This window comes from Flavobacterium sp. (genome assembly GCF_030146175.1).
Classification (GTDB): domain Bacteria; phylum Bacteroidota; class Bacteroidia; order Flavobacteriales; family Flavobacteriaceae; genus Flavobacterium.
Genome location: NZ_JASLCE010000054.1, coordinates 1 through 23,891, shown reverse-complemented (window position 1 = coordinate 23,891; position 23,891 = coordinate 1). Strand labels below are relative to the sequence as shown.

Below are 23,891 nucleotides of genomic sequence, written 5' to 3'. Positions count from 1 at the left end.
TTGTGTTTTGTCGTTTTCATAAGATTGTTTTTTATACTTGAGGTTTCATCATATCTTTAATCTTATCACCAATATAATTGATGATGGCATCCATCGATCCGCCGTTTACGCTTTGTAACTGGTTGTCGTTCAATTCTACGATTGCATTTTTTGCAAAGTCAAGACGATTGTTGTGTTTTGTCGTTTTCATAAGATTATGTTTTTAGTGTTTTTTAATGTTTTTTTGAAGGAAAAACCGCTGTCAGGGCAGTATTACAACCGGTTAGCGCGGTTTTTCCTCTTTAAAAGTGCTAATTAGAACTGTGCTTTAATTATTGTTCTGATAGGTCCCGGAACCGGAATACAGTCACCACAAATGATGGTTGTTTGCTCTTCAACGATTGTTGTTCCGCCACCTACTACGTTACGCATTGCTGATGGATCTAATTCTGCTACTGAACTTTTCTTAAAAGTAAGTACGCTTTTGTTTTCTTTTTTCATGATTTAAAATGTGTAAGAGTTATTAAAATTGGTTAAAATTTGCTTTTTTGGCATCCAAAATCCACTATAGTGGTCCTACCATCGGGTTGAATTCGGTGGTATAGTGTCCTTTACTTGAGTTCACACAAAACGTGCAGCTCAATGGATTGTTTGTTAGCAGTACGTCTGTACCACCGCCACCGTTGATTTTCTTTAATTCTCCTCCATTGAGTTCAACCAGGGAACTTTTGTAGAAGAACAGCAAGTCAGTTCTTTGATTTTTCATAATTCTCGTTTTATTTAGTTAATAGATATCCTGTTCAAAATATTTTTTGAATACAATCATAACCACGAGGAATCTGATCAGCCGGCTATTGCTTTTTTTGAGGCTTTGCTGTAAAAAATCGGATTACAGCCCTAAAAAATCGCTTCACCGAAGCATAAAATCGGGATTCTTGTACCGCTTCGTCGTTCAATTCGACGATGGTGTGCTTTTTAAATCGCGACGGGTTGATCATTTTTTTCGTTTTCATGGTTCATTTTAAATTTTCTGCTTTTACATCCATTGAAATGAAATCATTTTCATTCCTGGAACGCCATTAATTTTCAGTTTGTAATGGGCATACGTAGGTTTTGTTGCAACCATTCGAACAGCACCATAAGGCCTGAATAAATTCGGTTTATACGGAACCGATACAAGTCGGATCCTGACCATTTTACCCAATAAGGGCTTAAAATTTACCAACGAAAGAAGGGAGTGAGTGAGTCTCTAAAAAGGTGGGAACTTTTTGTATCAAAGCTTGGCTTTAATAAATAAAAAGTTATCTTTGTAAAGATACTCCAACCTATAATTTGTTGGATTTCGTTTTGTAATTCATTCTATAAAACAGGGCCTTCCACGCTCTGTTTTATTTTTTTATGCTTTTTGTGTTTTTTGAGTAGCTACTCATATTAAAAATACTTTCGCTACCTAAAAACCCATCCGTTAATGTTTTTAAAATGTTTTGATTAAATCATTTCATTTCTCATTCATCAACAGGACAAAGTAAAGTCGTTTTTTTTTCTCCCACAAACGAACAATGCCTATTTTTATAAAAAAACAGGCATCATTTAAAGGTTTAAAACACTAATTGTCAGCTTATTATAAATAATATTATTTTATAATACACTTTCTTCTTTATGTTTCATTTCTTCTATTTTTTTGATGTAAATCGACGGTGTAATACCCGTTGCGGCCTTAAAATATTTGGTAAAAGAGTCGGAACTTTTATATCCAATCTCATCCGCAATCGAATTTACCGAGTAAGCCCGCAGCTTCGAATTGTTTTTTAATTCCAATATCACATAGTTAATTCGTAGCTCATTAATATAGGTACTAAAGCTTTTTCCAAGCTCATTATTCACAATTTTGGACAGATAGGCCGTATTGGTTTTTAATTTTTTAGCCACATTATGCAGCGTACAGTCCTGTCGGAGGAAATATTTCTTTTCCTGGAGTTTTTCCAGCTTCTCCAGAATATCATTAACCCGTTCATCCTTAATGATAAAGGTAGCATCGGTAGGAACTACATCCTGATGAATGACCGTTTCGGTTTCTGTATCAAAAGTTTCATGCGTTTGAAGCGGTTCTTCCTGAAGTTCTTCTGTTTCTATAGGCTCATCCGCTTCTATTATGTCTTCTTCTTTGCTAATGGTGATGTTCGGGATCAGCTGACTTTCAAGGATATCTTCTTTTGCCGTACTCTTTGTTGTCTTTTCCTGCTCTTCTAATAGTTTTTTAGCTTCAAAATCGTTGATCTTCCCAATCAGGATCTCAAATTTCTCCTGATTAACCCTTGCGTTTCTCTTACTTCGGAAGTAGAAAAAGCCTAAAAATCCAATTAACAATAAAACCGCAACGATCAGGATGTTTTTTTGTTTTACCTCATCCGTCTTTTCCTGATCGATCTTTTCGATGTCGATTTTATGCAAATCTTCCAGTGTTCCGATTTTTTTTGTTGATTTTTTGGAATTTTCATCGATAAACTTCTGATAATAAAAGTTGGATTGCCCAATGCTATCCACCGCTTTGTAGTTCTCGGCCAGCAATTTGTAATAATCCGTAAGTTCCTCCGGAGCAAATTCCGATTTATCCTGCTTGGTTAATCCTGCCTTTAATACCTGATTCGATTTATTATACTGCTGCTGTTCGCTCATTAAACCCGCCTGACTCAGCATTACCGTAGCTTCAATCCGTTTGTTTTTGATTTTAATCGCTTTTTGTAAGGCCTCATTCAATATCGCTTCGGTATCCTTATAGTCTTTTTTCTTTAAAAAACTTAATCCTTTTACATTCAGAAAATACACTTCCAGTTCTTTATCATTCGCCTCTTTACAATAACTCAACCCCTTTTTTATATAGATCAGCGACGAATCCGGTTGGTTCATTTTCAGATAAGTCTTGGCTATCTTCAGTTCGAGAGACGCACGCTCCGAATTGGAAACATCACTGTTATTCAGATATTTTTTAAAAACCGCCAGGGCTTCACTGTGTTTTCCGATTTCGTATTTGATATTCGCAATACTAATACTGATGCTCCGAACACTATAGGAATCTTTTAATTTATTAGCCAGTTGAAGTGCTTCGTTATACAACAATAAAGCCTGCTCAAAATTATACGTCTGGTAGAGTAAACTTGCCTTGTTGATTTTGGCGCGTAAAACCAGATTCTGATTATTCGCCCCGTAGGCCTTGATAATCGCTTTGTCACAAAAATAAAAAGCGCTATCGGTTTCCGATAACGTCATACATACATATCCTAAATAATTATAGGCGATGATCACATCGTTGTCTTCTTTTTGCTTTTCGCTAATCGACAGGTAGCGATGAATGTATTTTTTGGCCAGCGCCGGATTGCTGTAAATATGTTTTTGAATAGAATCTTTTAACTGATTCTTTGTATCTGTTGCTGAAATCAATTGAAAACTCAATAGAAATGCACAAAGAAAAACTCTTTTTAGTAGGGAAAGCAACATATTTTAACAGGTTTTTGTATAACAAAAATAACATTTTTTTATTAAGAAAAATTTATTTATAACAAACTGATTCACAAATGTTTACAAAATTAAAAAACGGTATTTTTTTTATAAATTTAGGCACACTTCACTTTGATTATCAGGTATTTAGGTCTAGTTTTGAATCAACCAATAAAAACCCACACATCATGAAAACTACAAAAAACAATTTACTTGCGTTCAAAAAAACATCAATTGTTGAACTATCAAAAAACGACTGTTCTAAAATAAGAGGCGGAAACGGAAACGATATTACCGATCCGGACCGAAGCGGAATTTACTCCTTACTGTGTCCGACCACTCACCCCACAAGACCGAATTAAAACACTAAGAGCCTCGATTGAGGCTCTTTTTTTTGCGCCTGTGTTAAACTTATTCTAATGCAATGACCGAAATCGCAAATGCCGTTTTAAATACCTAAATTTGCGACACACTAAAAACACGTTATTATGTTTCCATTACACCGAAATAGACGCCTCAGAACCAATGACGCTATCCGTTCGTTAGTTCGCGAAACCTCATTAAGCCCTACTGATTTTATGTTCCCGATGTTTGTGGCAGAAGGAAAAGACGTTAGTATCGAAATTCCTTCAATGCCGGGTATCTACCGTCGTTCGCTGGATCTAACCGTTAAAGAAGTAAAAGAATTATGGGATCTGGGTATTAAAGCGGTCAATATCTATGTAAAAGTGAGCGATAACTTAAAAGACAATACCGGTAAGGAAGCCTGGAATAAAGACGGACTGATGCAACAAACGATCCGCGCTATTAAAGATGCCGTTCCGGGAATGATTGTAATGCCCGATGTAGCACTGGATCCCTATTCCATCTACGGACATGACGGAATTGTCGAAAACGGACAAATCCTAAACGATGCCACTGTGGATGCGCTTACCCGTATGAGCGTGAGCCATGCCGAAGCCGGTGCCGATTTTGTTGCGCCAAGCGATATGATGGACGGTCGCGTACTGGCAATTCGTAAAGCACTGGAAGAAAGCGGTTTCCACGATGTGGGAATTATGAGTTACAGCGCCAAATATGCCTCTTCTTTCTACGGACCTTTCCGCGATGCCTTGGATAGCGCACCTGGATTTGGGGATAAAAAAACCTACCAGATGGACTATGCCAACCGTATCGAGGCCATTAAAGAAGCTTTACACGATGTGGAAGAAGGTGCCGATATCGTAATGGTAAAACCCGGAATTGCCTATCTTGACATTGTTCGGGAAATAAAAGACACCGTAAACGTACCGGTTGCCGTATACCAGGTATCCGGAGAATATGCCATGGTCAAAGCCGCTGCCGAAAAAGGGTGGTTGGATCACGATAAAATCATGATGGAGCAGTTACATTGCATCAAAAGAGCCGGAGCCAATATTATTTCGACCTATTTTGCCAAAGAAGCCGCAAAATTAATGCAGTAATCCCATGAAAAAAAGTATACTTATCCTGGGTTGCATGGCACTTTTAGCTTCTTGCAACAAAAAAGAAGAAAAAAAAGAAAGCCTTTATCCCGAAGTTAAAAAAACACAAGCCCAGTTAACACTGGAATTAGGACAAGAGGTTTTCGATGGTAAAGGAATGTGTTATTCCTGTCATAAACCCGATCAGAAAGTGATTGGCCCCAGTATTGCCGAAATCGCCAAAATCTATAAAGAAAAAGGTGCCAGTATCGTCGATTTCCTAAAAGAAAAAGGAGATCCCATTGTCGATCCGTCGCAATATTCGGTGATGAAAACCAATTTTGCCATTACCAAAAACCTTCCCGAAGAAGAATTGGTGGCTTTGGAAGCCTATATTTTAAGTCACGCGAAATAATATTAGAAAATGCCGGTTGTAAAACCGGTTTTTTTGTGCAAACTTTTGATTTGCAAGCCAAAAACGAAACCGGTACCTTTACGCTATGGACACTATTTTTATAAATACACCCCTTGGAATCGCAAAAATAGAAGGCGATGCAAACGGTATTTCCGTTATATCCGTGCATCAGGACGGATTGATTTCCGAAAGTATTCCGGAGCATTTTCAGGAAGTCGTTTCCCAGCTAAACGAATATTTCGACGGACAACGAAAAGCGTTCACCTTTACACTCAATCCAAAGGGAACCGATTTCCAGCAAAAAGTATGGCAGGCACTTTTGGAAATCCCCTACGGAAAAACCATGTCCTATCTCGAATTATCTAAAAAACTGGGCGATGTAAAAGCCATTCGGGCGGTGGCCGCTGCCAATGGTAAAAATCCGATTTGGATTGTCGTTCCCTGTCACAGGGTAATTGGTTCCGATGGTTCGCTAACCGGTTATGCCGGCGGATTATGGCGGAAACAATGGCTATTGGAACACGAAAATCCCGTAAAACAGGAAAGCCTTTTTTAAATCCTTCCGAAACCGAAAAAAATCCGATAATTTCCTTAAATTCGTAAGATACGTTACAAATTCCGTGCTTATGAAGTTTCTGAAAAAATTCCTGCTGTGGTTTTTAATCCTCCTTACCGGTATCATTATCCTGATGTATATTTTCGATGTCGATTATTTACTTCGCGCGGTCAGGACTATTTATTTTAAAGGGTATACCACTGCTTTTCTGGACGATTATAAGGAATTTCCAAACCGCGAAATCAAAAAAGGAACCGCACAACCGTGGGCAATCGCCAAAGATTATAACAGCGTTCCCGCTACGGAAACACTCAACAAAACCCATAAGGAACTTCAAACCGTTGCCTATCTGATCATCAAAAATGACAGTATCTGGCACGAAAGTTATTTCGACGGTTACGGAAAAGATTCCAAATCCAATTCTTTTTCGATGGCTAAGAGTATCGTTTCGGCCTGTTTGGGGAAAGCCATCATGGACGGAAAAATTAAAAGTCTTGATCAGAAAGTATCCGACTTCTTCCCGGAATTAAAAGGAAAATATGCCAAAGACGTAACGGTAGGCGATTTGTCGTCTATGGCTTCCGGCTTAAGCTGGGACGAACATTATTACAGTCCGTTTTCCATTGTAACCCGCGCTTATTTTGACAACGATCTGAAAAAGGTCATCTTAGGACTGGAAGTAAACGAAGCGCCCGGAAAAAGCTTTAAATACCTGAGTGGTGCGACCGAGTTACTCGCAATGGTTATCGAAAAAGCCACCGGAGAATACCTATCGGATTATATGTCTAAAAATTTCTGGCAACCCATGGGGGCCGAAAATGAAGCCTTATGGCAATTGGATCATGCACCCGACGGAATTGAAAAAGCCTATTGTTGTATTGCCAGCAATGCCCGAGATTTTGCCCGTTTCGGAAAATTGTACCAACAAAACGGAAAGTGGAACGGCAAACAATTGCTGGATAGTACTTTTGTAGCCAAATCGATTACACCGCGTTTTCCGGAATCACCGGAATATGGCTATGGATGGTGGTTGCATAATTATCTTGGTAAAAAAATGTACTATATGAGAGGCCATTTGGGACAATTCGTTATCGTTGTTCCGGAAGACAATGTTATTATTGTCCGTCTGGGGCATCTAAAAGGCCTGCAAACCGAAACCGATCCGCATAGCAACGATTTTTATGTCTATGTGGGCGAAGCCTATAAAATGCTTGAAAAAAGAAAATAACAGAATACACTATAAGCCATGTTAGAAAAAATCAGATTGGAAAACATTCTTTTTCTGGATATTGAAACCGTTCCTGAAGAAGAAAACTTTAACGCCTTGGATGAAACCAAACAGGAACTGTACAGTCTGAAAACACAATACCAGCGTAAGGACGATTTTACTCCGGAAGAATTTTACGAACGTGCCGGAATCTGGGCCGAGTTCGGAAAAATAATCTGTATATCGGTGGGTTATTTTACCTTTCGCAACGACATCCGCCATTTTAGGGTAACGTCCTTTTTTGGCGAGGAAATCAAAATCTTAAAAGATTTTAGCAATTTGCTGGCAAATCATTTTAACCAGCCGCAACATATACTCTGCGGTCATAATGCCAAGGAATTCGATTTTCCGTTTATCGCCCGCCGAATGGTTATCAATGGGATATCGATTCCTCCCAAACTGAATCTTTTCGGAAAAAAACCGTGGGAAGTACCACATCTGGACACGATGGAATTATGGAAATTTGGCGATTTTAAACATTTTACATCTTTAAAACTACTCACGAACATTCTGGGTATTCCGTCACCAAAAGATGACATCGACGGTAGTCAGGTAGGCCATGTGTATCATGTCGAAAAAGATATCGACCGGATTATTCGCTATTGCGAAAAAGACGTCATTGCCGTAGCGCAGATCCTGTTGCGTTTTCGCCGGGAAGATTTACTGGTGGAAGACGAAATCGTCTTTGTTTAACTACATTTGCACTAATGAAAGCGCCTCTTTTACAACTACAAAATGTAACGGTTTCGTTCCGCAAAGAAGGAAACTGGACACCTATTGTCAAAAACAGCCGGTTTGACCTGTATGAAAATGAAATTCTGGGCATTGTTGGCGAATCCGGATCCGGAAAATCGGTAACCTCACTGGCCATTATGGGACTTTTACCCAAGGCGATTTCAAAGGTTAGCGAAGGTGAAATTATACTGGACGGTAAAAATATCGCTGCTTTATCCGAAAAAGAATGGCAAAAATTAAAAGGAAACGATATTGCCATGATTTTCCAGGAGCCGATGAGTTCGTTGAATCCATCGCTGAAATGTGGTCCGCAAGTGGCCGAAATCCTGGCACAACATACCCATTTATCTCAAAAAGAAATCCGACAGGAAGTCCTTTCACTATTTGAAAAGGTGAAATTACCCAATCCTGAGGTTATCTATACGAAATACCCGCACCAGATTTCGGGCGGACAAAAACAGCGTGTGATGATCGCCATGGCGATTGCCTGCAAACCGAAAATTTTAATTGCCGACGAGCCTACTACGGCACTGGATGTGACGGTACAAAAAGAAATCATCCAGCTTTTAAAAGAACTGCAGCAACAAACCCGAATGAGTATTATTTTTATCTCACACGATTTGTCGCTGGTTTCCGATATTGCCAATCGCGTATTGGTAATGTATAAAGGCGAAATTGTAGAACAGGGCGAAGCACAGCAGATTTTTAAAAACCCACAGCACAATTATACCAAAGCGTTGATTGCGTCGCGTCCTTCTTTGGAATACCGCGCCAAACGATTGCCTACGATTCAGGATTTTTTAAACGATACGATCGACACAACTGTTATTACTGCTGAAGACCGAGCCGAAAATCATAAAAAAATGTATGCCCAAACACCGATTTTGGAAGTGCAGAACGTAGAAAAAGAATATTTCTCGACAGCCGGTTTATTTGGTAAAAAAACAACCTTTAAAGCCGTCGACGATGTTAGTTTTAAAATTTATGAAGGCGAAACCTTAGGTCTTGTAGGCGAAAGCGGTTGCGGAAAATCCACGTTGGGAAATGCTATTTTGCAGTTGGACAAAGCCACAGCCGGTCATATTTTATATAAAGGAAAAGATATTACAAAACTTTCGGCTACCGAAATCCGTACGCTTCGAAAAGAAATTCAGATTATTTTTCAGGATCCGTATTCTTCGTTAAATCCCCGGATTCCGGTTGGAAAGGCGATAATGGAACCTATGAAAGTACACGACTTATATAAAAACGATGCCGAACGCAAACAAAAAACAATCGAATTACTGGAAAGAGTTGGTTTAGGAGAAGATTATTTTAACCGTTATCCGCATGAATTTTCCGGTGGTCAACGGCAACGGATCGGAATTGCGCGTACGATCGCTTTACAACCTAAAATTATTGTTTGTGACGAATCGGTTTCGGCACTCGACATTTCCGTTCAGGCGCAGGTTTTAAATCTGCTCAATGAATTAAAAGAAAATTTCGGCTTTACCTATATTTTTATTTCCCACGATCTGGCCGTCGTTAAATATATGTCGGATCAGGTGTTGGTAATGAATAAAGGAAAAATCGAAGAAATCGGCGATGCTGACGCGCTTTATGCCCATCCGCAAAAAGAATATACCAAAAAACTGATTGCCGCTATTCCAAAAGGTAATTAACGTTATAAAATAATTTTACACCTGACAGGTTTTTGAAACCTGTCAGGTGTTTTTATCAGTATCAAAATAAAAAGCCTGTTCAATAAATCGAACAGGCTTTTTTATAAAATACGGCTTCGTATTAATCGATTTTCATTTCCGGAATATCCCCGTCAATAATAAGATTTGCTTCCGTAGCCTTGATAATTTCCTCAACCGTTACGCCCGGTGCTCTTTCCAATAGCTTAAATCCGTTTGGTGTGATTTCCATAACAGCCAACTCGGTTACTACTTTTTTCACGCATTTTACGCCCGTTAGCGGTAGCGTACATTCTTTTAAGATTTTAGATTCTCCGGCTTTGTTTACGTGCATCATGGCAACGATAATATTTTCGGCCGACGCTACCAAATCCATAGCACCACCCATACCTTTTACCATTTTCCCCGGAATTTTCCAGTTGGCGATATTACCGTTTTCCGATACTTCCATCGCACCCAGAATCGTTAAATCTACGTGTTGTCCACGGATCATTCCGAAACTTGTAGCCGAATCAAAAAAAGAAGCTCCCGGCAATGTAGTGATGGTTTGTTTTCCAGCGTTGATCACATCGGCATCTTCATCTCCTTCAAACGGAAAGGGTCCCATACCCAAAACTCCGTTTTCACTTTGGAATTCCACACTAATTCCCTGTGGGATATAGTTGGCTACCAATGTCGGGATTCCAATTCCAAGGTTAACAAAATAACCGTCTTTTAACTCCTGTGCAATTCTCTTTGCAATTCCAATTTTATCTAATGCCATGATTACTGTCTTTGTCTTACTGTGCGTTGTTCGATTCTCTTTTCATATTTTTCTCCCTGGAAAATTCGTTTTACGAATATCCCCGGAATATGAATCTGGTTCGGATCCAATGTTCCGGCCGGTACCAATTCTTCAACCTCAGCAATTGTGATTTTTGCAGCACCCGCCATACAGGAGTTAAAGTTTCGTGCCGTTCCTTTAAAGATAAGGTTTCCGGCTTCGTCTCCTTTCCAGGCTTTAACGATCGCAAAATCGGCTTTATAAGCCTCTTCCATCACGTGCATTTTTCCATTAAACTCACGTACTTCTTTCCCTTCGGCTACTTCGGTACCATAACCTGCCGGTGTAAAAAAGGCCGGGATTCCCGCTTGTGCCGCACGACATTTTTCAGCCAGGGTTCCCTGTGGCGTTAATTCCACTTCCAATTCACCACTTAACATCTGACGTTCGAATTCTGCATTTTCACCTACATACGAAGAAATCATTTTTTTAATCTGACGTTTTTGCAATAATAATCCCAATCCGAAATCGTCAACTCCGGCATTGTTGGAAATACAAGTCAGATCCGTAACATCCATTTTTACCAACTCGGCAATACTGTTTTCCGGAATTCCGCAAAGTCCGAAACCGCCCAACATAATGGTCTGCCCGTCTTTTATATCGTGTAGCGCTTCCTGCACACTACTTACTTTTTTATTAATCATATCGTGGTTGTTTAATTTTGGTTAAAAATATAAAAAAAACGCCTTTTTAAAAAGGCGTTTTGTATTTAGAAATCAAATTCTTCTGTTGTCGGCTCTTCGACTGCCGTACTGTCGACCACTTTTTTCGGTGCCCAACAATCTACTTTTATCGAAAGGTTGGCCGGTCGTTCGAATGGTTTCTGCGAAACATTCAATTTGTCGTCGGCATAACATTTTTTCATGAATAATCCCCAGATTGGAAGTGCCATCGTTGCTCCCTGACCCATTTGCGTACTCTTGAAGTGCGCCGATCGGTCTTCGTTTCCAACCCAGACACCCATTGCGAGGTTCGGTACCATTCCGATAAACCATCCGTCACTGTTGTTCTGACTGGTTCCCGTTTTACCGGCAATCGGGTTTAAGAACGCATACGGTAATCCGGTTACCCTTTTATAGGTTGGTCCGCCCGATCCATAACGCAAACGCGCTCCCGAACCGGATTCGGTTACCCCTTCCAATAATTTGATAATCGCATAGGATACGTCTTTACTCAATACGTCTTTTGATTCCGGAATGGATTCGTATAAAACCACTCCGTTTTTATCTTCAATTTTAGTAATTACCTGTGGTTTCATATAAACACCCTGGTTGGCAAATGTACTATAGGCCGCTACCATGTCACTTACCGTGATTTCAACCGCTCCTAATGCAATTGCCGGACGCTCCGGAATGTTCGAACTTACTCCTAATTTTTTAGTCAGGTCTACTACCGCATGTGGTCCTACTTTGTCCATCAATTTCGCCGAAACGGTATTGATTGAGTTGGCCAGTGCCGATTTTAACGTTACCAGTCCTCTATAGTTTCCACTGGAGTTTTTAGGCGTCCAGTCGGCATCAATTCCATAACGCCCTTTTGGCATCGTAAACGGTGAATCGTAAATCGAATCACATGGCGACATTTTTAATTGTTCGATCGCTGTGGCGTAAACAAACGGTTTAAATGTCGATCCCACCTGACGCGCTCCCTGTCCTACGTGATCGTACTGGAAGTGTTTGTAGTTGATTCCTCCTACCCAAACTTTTACATATCCGGTTTGTGGTTCCATGGCCATTACTCCGGTTTGTAAAAAGTGTTTGTAATAGATAATAGAATCTTTCGGAGTCATAATAGTGTCTTTTTCGCCTTTCCAGGTAAATACAGACATTTTTGTTTTGACATCGAATGATTTTTTGATCTGATCTTCTGCAATTCCTTTTTCAGACATAATACGCCAACGCTCGGAATTTTTCATCGATCGCTCGATGATTTTTCGGGTTTCCTCTGATGTAATATTGATAAACGGTGCGTTTTCGTTTTTCTTCTGCTGAATAAAAAATTCTTCCTGAAGATTCGCCAAATGCTCGTCTACCGCTTCTTCAGCATATTCCTGCATACGGGAATCGATCGTGGTATAAATTTTTAATCCGTCGCGATAAATATCGTATTCGCCACCACCGTCTTTTTTAGGGTTTTCTTTTACCCATTTCTTCATAAATTCACGCAGGTATTCTCTGAAATACGTTGCTTTTCCTTCGATATGACTTTCCGGTGTGAATTTTAATACGATCGGCTGGCTCTGATAATATTCTTTTTTCTCTTTGGTTAGGAAATCGTTTTTCTCCATCTGACGCAATACGACATTACGACGGTCTCTTACTTTTTCCAATCGACGGATCGGGTTAAATAAGGATGGATTTTTAAGCATTCCCACAAACATCGCAGCTTCGTCTACCGTTAAGTCTTTCGGTTCTTTTCCGAAATATACTTTGGCAGCCGAACGGATTCCTACTGCGGTATTTACGAAATCGGCTTTGTTCAGGTACATCGCGATAATTTCCTGTTTGGTATACTGACGCTCCAGTTTGGTGGCAATGATCCACTCTTTCGCTTTCTGAACAATACGGAACGGCAGGAATTTCGAGCCTTCCCCGTGGAATAATAATTTGGCCAGCTGTTGTGTAAGCGTACTCGCTCCACCGCTTCCTCCAAAACTTAAAACAGCACGAAGTGTTCCTCTGGAATCGATACCGGAATGTTCGTAAAAACGTTCGTCTTCGGTAGCGATCAATGCTTTTACCAAATGATCCGGTAAATCGGCATATTTAATAGGGGTTCTGTTTTCCAAATAAAATTTACCGATCGTTTCACCATCTGATGAAATGATTTCGGTCGCCACATTGGAATTCGGGTTTTCCAGCTCGTCGAACGACGGCATCGCTCCGAATAATCCCCATGAAGCAAAAAGGAAGAATAGTATGATTCCTCCAAATGCGTAAAGAAAAAATTTCCAGAATTTCTTTACGTAAGGTGAAAAATCTTCTTTCTGATTTTTATTGTTTTGTGCCATTTTATTGAGTTATTCTGCTTTTTCAATTCTAAATCCAACTTCCGAAATACCTTGTAATTGATCCAAACCGGATACTTTACCGGTTTCGCGAACCGCCTGCTGAATGTTTACGGTATATTTACCCACTTTTGGAAAACGGGAGTTTTCTTTATACCATAACTTGCTTTCCTTAATATCGGAAAAACCATCACCCAGAAGCGTTCCGTCTTCTTTGGCCATCTGATATTCCAATGTATCCACTTTGGTCACACCATCCGGCTGTAACATCGATACAATCAGGAATAAATTATTAAACGGATAACTATTGTTATTTCTTATGTTTACAAACATATTATAGTTGGTTATCGTATCGTTCTGATCGAAAGCGAACGTTACTTTCTGGCCTTTATGCCAGGATCCGTCTATTTCCTGATATTCATCAAAAACTCTACTCTTGTCGCACGACAAGAATAATACCGATAGTAATCCTACAACTAAAAAATTATTTTTTCGGAGCATTTTTTTCTTTTGAAGAATTGTTTGAAGAATTGTTTGGTTTACGTTTTTTATTAGGTCTTTTCTTTTTCTTAGGTTGATCAAAACGTGTTAAACTGTCTTGTCCAACTACGTTTTGGAAGTTATTCTCTGCCGCTTCTTCGGTGATTTCAATAGCAAAATCTTCGATTGCAGCAACTTTCTTTTTCTGTTTGTTGATCGCGATGATTTCCTTTACCTGTTCGATTTGTAATACATGCCAGTGTGCAAAATCATTTGTATACGCAAACCACATTAAACCTTTAAAGATGTCCAGTTTCTGACAAACCGCATCACCTTTTTCGGTATATAATTTGGTTTCCATTTCCGGAAAATCTTTTAAAGCATCCAGATACGTATCCAATTCGTAGTTTAAACAGCATTTCAGTTTCCCGCATTGTCCGGCCAGTTTTTGTGGATTTAATGACAATTGCTGGTAACGTGCCGCCGCAGTATTTACGCTTCTAAAATCGGTTAACCAGGTCGAACAACACAATTCGCGTCCGCACGAACCTACACCGCCTAAACGCGCTGCTTCCTGACGGAATCCCACCTGTTTCATTTCGATACGGGTGTTAAATTCTTTTGCGAAATCTTTAATCAGTTGTCGGAAATCGACTCTGTCGTTTGCGGTATAATAAAAGGTCGCTTTGGAAGCGTCTCCCTGGAATTCGATATCGGAAATTTTCATTTCCAGATTTAATTTGATGGCAATCTCACGAGCGCGTACTTTCATTGGCTCTTCCTTATCGCGGGCTTCAATCCAGATATCGATATCTTTTTGTGTTGCCTTACGGTAAATTTTAGCTACTTCTCCTTCGGGATCTACATTTTTTTTCTTCATCTGGATCTTAACCAGTTCTCCCGTAAGCGTTACAATTCCCACATCATGTCCCGGCGAAGCATCAGTTGCAACAATATCACCAATACTTAAGGTTAGTTTTTCCGCATTTCTAAAAAATTCTTTTCGCCCGTTTTTAAAACGAACCTCAACACAGTTGAATGGTTCCTGGCCTCCGGGCAGGCTCATGTTGGATAACCAGTCGAAAACCGTTAGTTTATTACAACTGTCGGTACCACAGGTTCCATTATTTTTACATCCCCTAGGAGTTCCGTCTTTGGCGCTCCCAGTGGAACAGTTTGTACATGCCATATGCTTTGAATATATATAGATCGTGACCGTGTCACTACTTGTTCGTAAAATGTTTTTGTGTGTAAAGATACTATTTTTTAGCATCATTCATATACCGTTCCCGGTGGCGACCTCCAAATTATGAAAAAATTAAAAGCCTGTTACATTTTTTATAACGTAACAGGCTTTTTATAAAGTAATTCGGTCTTTAGATTTCTTTTACCGTGATGATGTTTACCGGACAGGCTTTGGCGGCCAGTTCGCAGTTTTCGGCTATCGTATGATCCGGTGATTTTAAGGTGTGGAATCCTTTGGTATCAACGGCTTTTAACAACACCGTTTTTCCGTCTTTTTTCGACATCTGAAACTGACCCGGCGCCATTTCGACACAATAATTACAACCGATGCATTTGTTCCGCTGTAAGGTTACGATTACCATCAGGCTTCTACAATTTTATACAGTTTATCGGACAAACGGATACGGAACGGTAGTTTAATCGTACAGCTGTCGCCACGAGTAGCTTTATCGGTTGCCGTATCATTGACGAACATTTCTTCAATGATCATTTCCTGCGCTCCGGTACTTGGTCCGGTAATTAATACCGTATCTCCTTTTTTAATATCGTAGGCTTCGATTTTAAATTCGCCGATACCTGATTTTTGATAAAAATGCATGCCTTTTCCAACATATACTTTTTTCTGTGTCGCATTCGATCCCGGATTATCACTCCACTCTCCCAGTTTCTGACCCAAATAGTAACCCGACCAGAAACCGCGGTTGTAAACCGTATTCAACGCTTCCATCCATTCGGCAACTTTTTCTTTGGAATAGGTTTTGTCGTAATACGCATCAATCGCTTCCCGATATGTCTTGATCACGGTTGCCACATATTCCGGCGCACGACCGCGTCCTTCAATTTTTAGTACCTGAATTCCGGAGTCAATTACCTGATCCAGGAAATCAATCGTACATAAATCTTTGGGCGACATCATATATTCGTTATCGATTTCGATCTCAAATCCGGATTCCTGATCGATAACCGTGTATTTTTTTCGGCAGTTTTGTTTGCACGCACCGCGATTGGCCGAGGAGTTATGCGAATGCAGGCTCAGATAACATTTACCCGATACCGCCATACATAACGCTCCGTGACCGAATATTTCAATTTCTACCAAATTTCCGGATGGTCCTTTGATTTGTTCTTTTTCGATTTGCTCGGTGATTTTTTTAACCTGACGTAAACTCAATTCACGGGATAATACCATGGTATCGGCAAAAAGGCTGTAGAATTTTACCGTTTCGATATTGGTCACATTCAATTGTGTTGAAATATGTACTTCGATTCCCAGAGTTCGGGCCGAGGCAATTACCGCCTGATCGGAGGCAATCACGGCTGTTATATTTGCCTCTTTCGCTTTGGTCAGTAATGTTTTCACAACCGACAAATCGTGATCGTATATAATCGTGTTAAGCGTCAGATAGGTTCTAACATTTTTGGCTTCGCAACGTCGGGCGATTTCCGGCAGATCATCGATGGTAAAATTCACCGTAGACCGGGCACGCATATTTAATTGTTCGACTCCAAAATACACCGAATCGGCACCATTATCCAACGCAGCCTGAAGCGACTCAAAGTTCCCTGCGGGAGCCATGAGTTCAATTTTTCCAGAGATTGTCATCGCTATTTATTCGGTGATTTTAAACAATTTATCCGACAAACGAATACGGAACGGTAAGGCAAAAGTCACTTTATCTCCTTTAACTGCTTTTTCGGAAGCAGCTCCGTTAACCTGCATTTTTTCTACGGTTACTCTTTGTTCTCCGGTAGTCGGACCAACAATAAGGATGGCATCTCCAAGGTTCAATTCTCCGTTTTCGATTGTAAATTGTCCCACCTGTGCTTTCGGGTAGTAGTGTTCGCCTTTTCCGATTAACACTTTTTTTACCGCGATACGCTGACGGATTGATTTTGGTTTTTCCGCAACGGCAACAGCCAAGGGTTGTTCGGCAGAGGTTTCCGATTTTTTAAATTTCAAGGCATCCGATTTTCCTTTTTTGAAAATCATATTCCCATTTTTGATACCACGACGTAACTGCACCTGTTCTACCAACGTCATATGTGTAATCTCCTGACATTCGGATGAACAACAGTTTTCCATAGCCGCTTTACAGTCGTCACACTGAATAAATAACAGGTGACAACCTTCGTTCGCACAATTGGTATGATTGTCGCATGGTTTTCCGCACTGATGACACTGAGAAATAATATCATCCGTAATACGTTCGCCTAAACGATGGTCAAATACGAAATTTTTACCGATAAATTTACTTTCCAGTCCTTCCGCTTTTACCTGGCGTGTATATTCAATAATTCCACCTTCCAGCTGGTATACGTTTTTAAACCCTTTGTGTCTGAAAAAGGCACTCGCCTTTTCACAACGGATACCACCGGTACAGTACATCAAAAGATTTTTATCTTCTTTATGATTGGAAAGTTGTTCTTCTATAATTGGTAAGGATTCTCTAAACGTATCTACGTCGGGCGTAATGGCGCCAACAAAATGTCCGATTTCACTTTCGTAGTGATTTCTAAAATCCACTACAATGGTGTTCGGATCTTCCAGCATCGCATTAAAATCAGCTGCTTTTAAATGTATACCTTTATTCGTCACATCGAAAGTACTGTCGTCCAAACCGTCGGCAACGATTTTATGACGCACTTTGATCGTCAACTTCAAAAACGAGTGGTCATCATGCTCTACTGCTACATTCAAACGAATGCCTTTCATAAAATCGTAGGCTTCGATGGTATCTTTAAGTTCGTAAAAATGATCGGCAGGAACCGACAACTGGGCATTAATCCCTTCTGTTGCTACATAAATACGTCCTAAAACACCTAACGGGTTCCAGGCTAAAAATAAATCGTCTCTGAATTTTTTCGGATCTTCGATGTGTGCATACGCATAGAAAGACAAAGTAAGTCTTTGTTGGCCCGCTTCGTCGATAAGCTGAGCTCTTTCTTCTGCGCTTAAAGTGTTATACAGTTGCATGCTATAAACGTTTAAGTGAGATACTATGTTTGGGACTCTAATTGGAAGAATCCGCGGCAAAGATACAAAAATCATTTGGGAAACAAAACGCTCTTTTTATTTTCCATTCCATTCGTTTTCAGCAGGATTAAAACTGTTTTGTACTTTTTCCGCCCTATTCCGGAACAGATTTTCCGATGTTGATAACATCCTGTTTGAAACTTAAAAAAAAGCACTATTTTTACAAAAAATAAAAGCCAATTTTTAAGACAAAGAAAGATGAGTGCAGATAAAGAAGCGAAGTTAAAAGCGTTACAATTAACGCTGGACAAACTAGATAAAACCTACGGAAAAGGTACCGTAATGAAACTTGGAGACAGTGCTGTAGAAGAAGTGGAGGCTATTCCTTCCGGTTCTCTTGGAGTTGACTTGGCTTTGGGTGTAAACGGATATCCGCGTGGTAGAATAATTGAAATTTACGGACCGGAATCTTCGGGTAAAACAACCTTAACCCTTCACGCTATTGCCGAAGCGCAAAAAGCCGGAGGTATCGCTGCTTTTATCGATGCGGAACACGCTTTCGACCGTTTTTATGCGCAAAAACTGGGTATCGATATCGACAACCTGATCATTTCACAACCGGATAACGGGGAACAGGCTTTGGAAATTGCCGAAAACCTGATTCGTTCCGGAGCGATCGACATTGTAGTTATTGACTCGGTGGCGGCTTTAACACCAAAAAGTGAGATCGAAGGCGAAATGGGTGATTCCAAAATGGGATTACACGCACGTTTAATGTCACAGGCATTGCGAAAACTAACCGCTACGATCAGCAAAACAAACTGTACTGTTTTCTTTATTAACCAGTTGCGTGAGAAAATCGGAGTTATGTTCGGAAATCCGGAAACCACTACCGGTGGTAACGCCCTTAAATTCTACGCATCGGTTCGTTTGGACATCCGTAAATCATCACAGATTAAAGATGGTGAACACGTTATCGGTAACCGTACAAAAGTGAAAGTCGTTAAAAATAAAGTAGCACCACCATTCCGTACTGCCGAATTCGACATTATGTATGGTGAAGGTGTTTCGAAAGTGGGTGAAATTTTAGATTTGGCCGTTGATTTCGAAATCATCAAAAAAAGCGGATCCTGGTTTAGCTATGGCGATACCAAATTAGGTCAGGGACGTGATGCTGTAAAATCCCTTATTAAAGATAATCCGGAATTAATGGATGAATTAGAACTTAAAATCAAAGATCTAATCAAACAACAGGAAGCTTAAATAAAAAAACCCGAATTTTTTTTCGGGTTTTTTTTATTTTATGACGCAACCTTTTTTATTTTCGTTTATCTACCTATAAAGCAACAAAAGTAAAATACAAATGAAAAAGATATTGGTCCTGCTTTTTTGTATTATTTTTCTTAGTGCATGCACTTCGGATTCTGAATTGAAAGACATTTCTTTTGAGTTGTTACCCGTTCAGGATGTTGAATTACCAAGCACTTTTAAAGCAGGCCAACAAACGGTAATTTATCTAAAATATAAACGACCTACTAACTGCTATTCATTTAATGGCATTTATTACGAGAAAAACGGCAACACAATTACAATGGCAGTTGATGCCCTAAGACAAAACCTGAGTAACTGTGAAACCGTAAACGAGAATTCTTTTGAAGTGGACTATCCATTGTTCATTAAAACTTCAGGGATTCACGTGCTACGATTTTGGCAAGGAAAAAATGCCCAGGGCATAGATCAGTTCTTAGTCCGGGAGATTGATGTACAAGAATAAAATGTAATTCGTTTGAGTTTCGAGCAACTAATATACGAGTGTAGAAATAATGACCGCAAAGCCCAGGAACAGCTTTACAAGCTCCTGTCCCAAAAGCTTTATGCCGTCTGTATGAAGTATTCCCGTAATTATGCCGAAGCAGAAGACAATTTACAGGATGGTTTTATTTTACTGTTCAAAAAGATTGATCAGTATCAGTTTAAAGGTTCTTTTGAAGGTTGGGCAAAACGATTGATGATTAATAACATTCTACAGAAATACCGCAATCAGGGTGTTTATGAATTAGTGAATGACAATATTATTGATCAGAATCCGACGGTCGATTTTGACGATGAAGATGTCTCTTTGGATTATCTGATTTCCATCATTCAGGAATTACCGGATCGCTACCGATTGGTATTTAACCTTTATGTAATGGACGATTATTCCCATAAGGAGATTGCAGAAATGCTAAACATTACGATAGGAACCTCAAAATCAAATCTGGCAAGGGCCCGGATGATTTTAAAAGAAAAAATTGAAACACAACAACACAACAGAAAAGTAGTCATCTCGGTACAATGAGTGAAAGAAAAAATATAGATCGTCTTTTTCAGGAAAAATTCAAAGATTTTGAAGCGATTCCTCCAAAAAACGCATGGGATAACATTTTATCCGAATTGGATGGCGAAAAGAAAAAACGCAGGTTTATCGCCCCATTCTGGCTAAAACTTTCGGGAATAGCCGCTGTTTTTTTATTGGGTTTTTTAACCGCTACCTATTTTATTTCCAATCCGGGAACGGGTACTGTTACCAATGCTCCTATGGTAAATTCGGGTAACGGACAAGACAATACAGGTGTTACTAATAAGAACAGCAATGGTAACATCAACGATAAAAACGGCATCGTGACCGAACCGGCAAATGCTATTGTAACAAATGAAAATACTGTAAAAGGCAACCGTAACGCTTCCGACTTTAATCCGGGATCTGAAACAACCGCCAGAAAACAACAGCAACAAAACGCTTATAAAAATTATAAAAAACACCGCAATACATCTATCGCAGCTGTTAATGGCCGTAAAAAAACCAATACAGAATCAACCGATAAGTTATTTGCCGAACGCAATACAAACGAAGGCAATTCTAAAAATAACGGGCGTTTTAAACCCTTTAATTTTAAGAAAAACAATACGATTGCCAATTATATCGTAATGCCTAAAAAAGACAGTTCCGAAATCGCTAAGATCGAAGAACAGGAAAATGCACTGGAAAAAGTTCAGAAAGAAAAATTCCTGGTTGCCGAAAAGAAAAAAATAAAAGACAAAGAAACCAAAGTTTCCCGTTGGTCGGTTACCGCTTTAACCACGCCTGTATTCTTTAGTTCTACTTCGAAAGGATCGCCAATTGACAATCAGTTTGCGTCTAATACGAAAGACTATGAAAATACGATGAGTTACGGATTAGGCGTACGCTATGAGTTAAACGACAAGCTTACGCTGAGAGCCGGTATCAACCGACTTGCTTTCGAATACAACACCGATAATATTGTGTATTACGAAAGTTCGAATGCGCGTTCTTTACAAAATGTAAACCAAACCAAAAACAATATTCAGATTCAGAATAAAGATTATAACAATTTAGCCACAGGACCTAACGGAGAAGTGATCGAAAAAATGAATTCCGGTTCCTTAACACAGCGAATGGGTTATATCGAAGTTCCAATGGAGTTATCTTATAAATTAATCGACAAGAAATTTGGAGTCGCTTTAATTGGAGGTTTCAGTACTTTATTCCTGAATCAGAACAAGATTGATCTGGTATCGCCGGAGTTGAATACAACTATAGGAGAAGCCAACAATCTAAATAATGTACACGTAAGTAGCAATATCGGTGTAGGTGTTAAATACCGCTTCGCAAAAGCATTCGAAGCCAATTTTGAACCTACCTTTAAATATCAACTGAACATGTTCAGTAATGATGCCGGAAATTTCAAACCGTATCTGTTTGGTTTGTACACCGGTGTCAGTTATAGATTTTAAGCTTTTAGTTAGTTAGCTTGAATTTTAGTTAAGTTGAAAAAGCACTCTTTTGGGTTAGAGTGCTTTTTTGTTTTTATACATTTCGAGTAATTCGCTCAGTATCGTTTCTCTTACTTTTTCTTTTACCTCTTTTCTATCGTCCATTGTTTTTCCTGCCGTTACGACCGGTTGGTGTATTTTGATTCGCATACGTCCCGGACTTCCGCTAAAAAAAGTAAAGGAAAAGCGTTCTTTTACGTCGCCAAATGTCATCGGTACAATTGGAATCTGATGTTCGATCGCCAGTCGGAAAGCACCGTCTTTAAATTCATCCAACAGTACATCTTCGTTATCCGGTACGCCGCCTTCCGGAAAAATACAAATACTCAATCCTTGTTCCAGACGTTTTTGTGCTCTTTTAAAGACTTCAAAACGACTTTTGGAACTGCTCCGATCTACCAAAATACAGGTACGTTTATAGAAAAATCCGAAAATCGGAATTTTAACCAGCTCTTTTTTTCCTACAAAAACAAACGGGTTATCTTTAACCAACATCAACATCAGCATGATATCAATCATTGACGTATGATTGGCAACCAGCATATAACTCTTTCCTTTTTCCAGTTCCGCTTCCTTTTCCAACGTATACCGGAATCCCATTCCATAGAATATAATTTTAGCCCAGATCCGGGCCAGAATAAAAAACTGCGGATATGTTTTTTCCGACAGTATCGAAAGGAATAAAAAAGGGAATAATAGAATAATCGGTACCGTTACCAACACATAGAACCAGATCCGCCAAAGAGTCCAAAAAAGGATTTTTACTATTTTCATTCGTCTTTTTAATTGTTTTTGATTATCAGGACCTTTTTGCCCTTTGTTTACAGTAATCAAAAGTAAGAATTCTCCAAAACTTTTTACTAAAACCGTTACCTTTGCGAAAAATAATTTAACAATGGCAAAAATCTTAACCGGTGTTCAAAGTACAGGAACACCACACTTAGGAAATTTACTCGGCGCTATTTTACCGGCTATTGAAATGGCCAACAAGCCCGAGAACGAATCTTTTCTTTTTATTGCCGACTTACATTCGGCTACACAGATAAAAGACGGGAAAACATTACGTGAAAACACCTATAGTGTTGCTGCAACCTGGCTTGCATGCGGTTTGGATATCAATAAAATTACGTTTTACCGCCAGTCGGATGTACCACAAACAGCAGAACTAGCCTGGTATCTGAGCTGTTTTTTCCCCTTTCAGCGTCTGACTTTAGCCCATTCGTTTAAAGACAAAGCCGATCACCTGAGCGATGTTAACGCCGGATTGTTTTCGTATCCGATGTTAATGGCCGCCGATATTTTATTATACGATGCCGAATTTGTTCCGGTTGGAAAAGATCAGTTACAACACCTTGAAATCACGCGGGATGTTGCTTCACGATTTAATCACCAGATGGGAGAGACTTTTGTTTTACCGGAAGCTAAAATCGAAGAGCATATTATGATCATTCCCGGAACGGACGGTCATAAAATGAGTAAATCCCGAAATAATTTTATCAATATTTTCCTGGATGATAAAGCATTGCGCAAACAGGTTATGAGTATCGAAACGGATAGTACGCCGCTGGAAGCTCCTAAAAACCCGGATACGTGTAATACTTTTGCGATCTATAAATTACTGGCAACTCCGGAAGCGATCGAGACAATGCGCGCCAACTATCTTGGTGGTAATTATGGATACGGTCATGCCAAACAGGCGCTGTTTGAACTGATCGTGGAAAAATTCAGAAAAGAACGGGAACAGTATCATTACTATATGAACCATCTGGACGAAGTAGACGCACTGTTGCAAAAAGGAGCCGAAAAAGCCGGCGCAATTGCCACTGGCGTTCTGAAACGCGTTCGTGAAAAATTAGGATATTTATAAAAAACAGAGAGGAGCATTCCTCTCTGTTTTGTTTTACAGTATTTCGAATAATTTTCCCGGTAGCGGACGGATTACCCCTTTTAGTTCCATCCG

25 protein-coding genes are annotated in these 23,891 nt (G+C 39.6%); 11 read left to right on the top strand and 14 right to left on the bottom strand.

The features are described from left to right. Positions 1–31: 31 nt before the first annotated feature. The 5 genes from Q1R07_RS06765 to Q1R07_RS06745 form a co-directional block, all read right to left on the bottom strand. Entirely contained in the window at positions 32–190 is a 159-nt protein-coding gene (locus Q1R07_RS06765) for a class I lanthipeptide (protein ID WP_300487654.1), read from the bottom strand. Positions 191–294: 104 nt separating this feature from the next. Beyond that, positions 295–480 (bottom strand): class I lanthipeptide, encoded by a 186-nt coding sequence (locus tag Q1R07_RS06760; RefSeq protein ID WP_300487651.1) that lies wholly within the window; start codon positions 478–480, stop codon positions 295–297. A gap of 64 nt (positions 481–544) precedes the next feature. Then, positions 545–745, bottom strand: a complete 201-nt coding sequence (locus Q1R07_RS06755; protein WP_300487648.1) for a hypothetical protein — start codon at positions 743–745, stop codon at positions 545–547. Between the two features lie 85 nt (positions 746–830). Continuing rightward, complete coding sequence (locus Q1R07_RS06750; RefSeq protein ID WP_300487645.1) at positions 831–992, bottom strand: hypothetical protein; 162 nt, start codon at positions 990–992, stop codon at positions 831–833. Positions 993–1,617: 625 nt separating this feature from the next. After that, entirely contained in the window at positions 1,618–3,417 is a 1,800-nt protein-coding gene (locus Q1R07_RS06745) for a helix-turn-helix domain-containing protein (protein WP_300487642.1), read from the bottom strand. 545 nt (positions 3,418–3,962) lie between these two features. Here Q1R07_RS06745 and hemB point away from each other — a divergent pair. The 6 genes from hemB (at position 3,963) to Q1R07_RS06715 (ending at position 9,550) form a co-directional block, all read left to right on the top strand. Then, positions 3,963–4,937: a porphobilinogen synthase gene (gene hemB / locus Q1R07_RS06740; protein WP_300487640.1), complete on the top strand. Its 975-nt coding sequence runs from the start codon at positions 3,963–3,965 to the stop codon at positions 4,935–4,937. 4 nt (positions 4,938–4,941) lie between these two features. Next, entirely contained in the window at positions 4,942–5,331 is a 390-nt protein-coding gene (locus Q1R07_RS06735; protein WP_300487638.1) for a c-type cytochrome, read from the top strand. Between the two features lie 85 nt (positions 5,332–5,416). Beyond that, positions 5,417–5,887 carry a methylated-DNA--[protein]-cysteine S-methyltransferase gene (locus Q1R07_RS06730; RefSeq protein WP_300487636.1) on the top strand — a complete coding sequence of 157 codons (471 nt, stop codon included), beginning with the start codon at positions 5,417–5,419 and terminating at the stop codon, positions 5,885–5,887. A 70-nt stretch (positions 5,888–5,957) separates the two neighbouring features. After that, on the top strand, positions 5,958–7,115 hold the full coding sequence (locus tag Q1R07_RS06725) for a serine hydrolase (protein ID WP_300487634.1): 1,158 nt from the start codon (positions 5,958–5,960) through the stop codon (positions 7,113–7,115). Positions 7,116–7,133: 18 nt separating this feature from the next. After that, the gene (locus Q1R07_RS06720) at positions 7,134–7,847 is read left to right on the top strand and encodes a 3'-5' exonuclease (protein WP_300487631.1); all 714 of its coding nucleotides are present in this window, start codon (positions 7,134–7,136) and stop codon (positions 7,845–7,847) included. Positions 7,848–7,861: 14 nt separating this feature from the next. Next, positions 7,862–9,550 carry an ABC transporter ATP-binding protein gene (locus Q1R07_RS06715; RefSeq protein WP_300487628.1) on the top strand — a complete coding sequence of 563 codons (1,689 nt, stop codon included), beginning with the start codon at positions 7,862–7,864 and terminating at the stop codon, positions 9,548–9,550. Positions 9,551–9,671: 121 nt separating this feature from the next. Here the strand turns inward: Q1R07_RS06715 and Q1R07_RS06710 are convergent, their stop codons facing one another. From Q1R07_RS06710 to Q1R07_RS06675, 8 genes are all read right to left on the bottom strand, one after another. Continuing rightward, the gene (locus Q1R07_RS06710; protein WP_300487625.1) at positions 9,672–10,331 is read right to left on the bottom strand and encodes a CoA transferase subunit B; all 660 of its coding nucleotides are present in this window, start codon (positions 10,329–10,331) and stop codon (positions 9,672–9,674) included. A 2-nt stretch (positions 10,332–10,333) separates the two neighbouring features. Beyond that, complete coding sequence (locus tag Q1R07_RS06705) at positions 10,334–11,035, bottom strand: CoA transferase subunit A (protein WP_300487622.1); 702 nt, start codon at positions 11,033–11,035, stop codon at positions 10,334–10,336. 65 nt (positions 11,036–11,100) lie between these two features. Further along, on the bottom strand, positions 11,101–13,401 hold the full coding sequence (locus tag Q1R07_RS06700) for a PBP1A family penicillin-binding protein (RefSeq protein ID WP_300487619.1): 2,301 nt from the start codon (positions 13,399–13,401) through the stop codon (positions 11,101–11,103). A gap of 9 nt (positions 13,402–13,410) precedes the next feature. After that, on the bottom strand, positions 13,411–13,899 hold the full coding sequence (locus Q1R07_RS06695) for a gliding motility lipoprotein GldH (RefSeq protein ID WP_300487616.1): 489 nt from the start codon (positions 13,897–13,899) through the stop codon (positions 13,411–13,413). After that, positions 13,883–15,067: a regulatory iron-sulfur-containing complex subunit RicT gene (gene ricT, locus Q1R07_RS06690; protein WP_300487613.1), complete on the bottom strand. Its 1,185-nt coding sequence runs from the start codon at positions 15,065–15,067 to the stop codon at positions 13,883–13,885. Before ricT ends, Q1R07_RS06695 begins: the two co-directional genes overlap by 17 nt. Positions 15,068–15,254: 187 nt before the next feature. Then, positions 15,255–15,485: a ferredoxin gene (locus Q1R07_RS06685; RefSeq protein ID WP_136403557.1), complete on the bottom strand. Its 231-nt coding sequence runs from the start codon at positions 15,483–15,485 to the stop codon at positions 15,255–15,257. After that, a complete protein-coding gene (locus Q1R07_RS06680; RefSeq protein WP_300487608.1) occupies positions 15,485–16,726 on the bottom strand; it encodes a peptidase U32 family protein in 1,242 nt (413 codons plus the stop codon). Before Q1R07_RS06680 ends, Q1R07_RS06685 begins: the two co-directional genes overlap by 1 nt. A 6-nt stretch (positions 16,727–16,732) precedes the next feature. After that, positions 16,733–18,097 (bottom strand): rhodanese-related sulfurtransferase, encoded by a 1,365-nt coding sequence (locus Q1R07_RS06675; protein ID WP_300487605.1) that lies wholly within the window; start codon positions 18,095–18,097, stop codon positions 16,733–16,735. A 258-nt stretch (positions 18,098–18,355) separates the two neighbouring features. Between Q1R07_RS06675 and recA the strand changes: the two genes are divergently transcribed. The 4 genes from recA (at position 18,356) to Q1R07_RS06655 (ending at position 21,892) form a co-directional block, all read left to right on the top strand. After that, positions 18,356–19,360 carry a recombinase RecA gene (recA, locus tag Q1R07_RS06670; protein ID WP_300487602.1) on the top strand — a complete coding sequence of 335 codons (1,005 nt, stop codon included), beginning with the start codon at positions 18,356–18,358 and terminating at the stop codon, positions 19,358–19,360. Positions 19,361–19,460: 100 nt separating this feature from the next. Beyond that, entirely contained in the window at positions 19,461–19,871 is a 411-nt protein-coding gene (locus Q1R07_RS06665; RefSeq protein WP_300487599.1) for a hypothetical protein, read from the top strand. Positions 19,872–19,883: 12 nt separating this feature from the next. After that, entirely contained in the window at positions 19,884–20,435 is a 552-nt protein-coding gene (locus Q1R07_RS06660; RefSeq protein ID WP_300487596.1) for a sigma-70 family RNA polymerase sigma factor, read from the top strand. After that, a complete protein-coding gene (locus tag Q1R07_RS06655; protein WP_300487593.1) occupies positions 20,432–21,892 on the top strand; it encodes an outer membrane beta-barrel protein in 1,461 nt (486 codons plus the stop codon). The genes Q1R07_RS06660 and Q1R07_RS06655 overlap by 4 nt, the downstream gene beginning before the upstream one ends. Positions 21,893–21,946: 54 nt before the next feature. Here Q1R07_RS06655 and Q1R07_RS06650 read toward each other — a convergent pair whose 3' ends face one another. Further along, a complete protein-coding gene (locus Q1R07_RS06650) occupies positions 21,947–22,705 on the bottom strand; it encodes a lysophospholipid acyltransferase family protein (RefSeq protein ID WP_300487590.1) in 759 nt (252 codons plus the stop codon). A 121-nt stretch (positions 22,706–22,826) separates the two neighbouring features. Here Q1R07_RS06650 and trpS point away from each other — a divergent pair, with 121 nt between their 5' ends. Next, positions 22,827–23,798 (top strand): tryptophan--tRNA ligase, encoded by a 972-nt coding sequence (gene trpS, locus Q1R07_RS06645; protein WP_300487588.1) that lies wholly within the window; start codon positions 22,827–22,829, stop codon positions 23,796–23,798. The last annotated feature ends 93 nt before the right edge of the window (positions 23,799–23,891 follow it).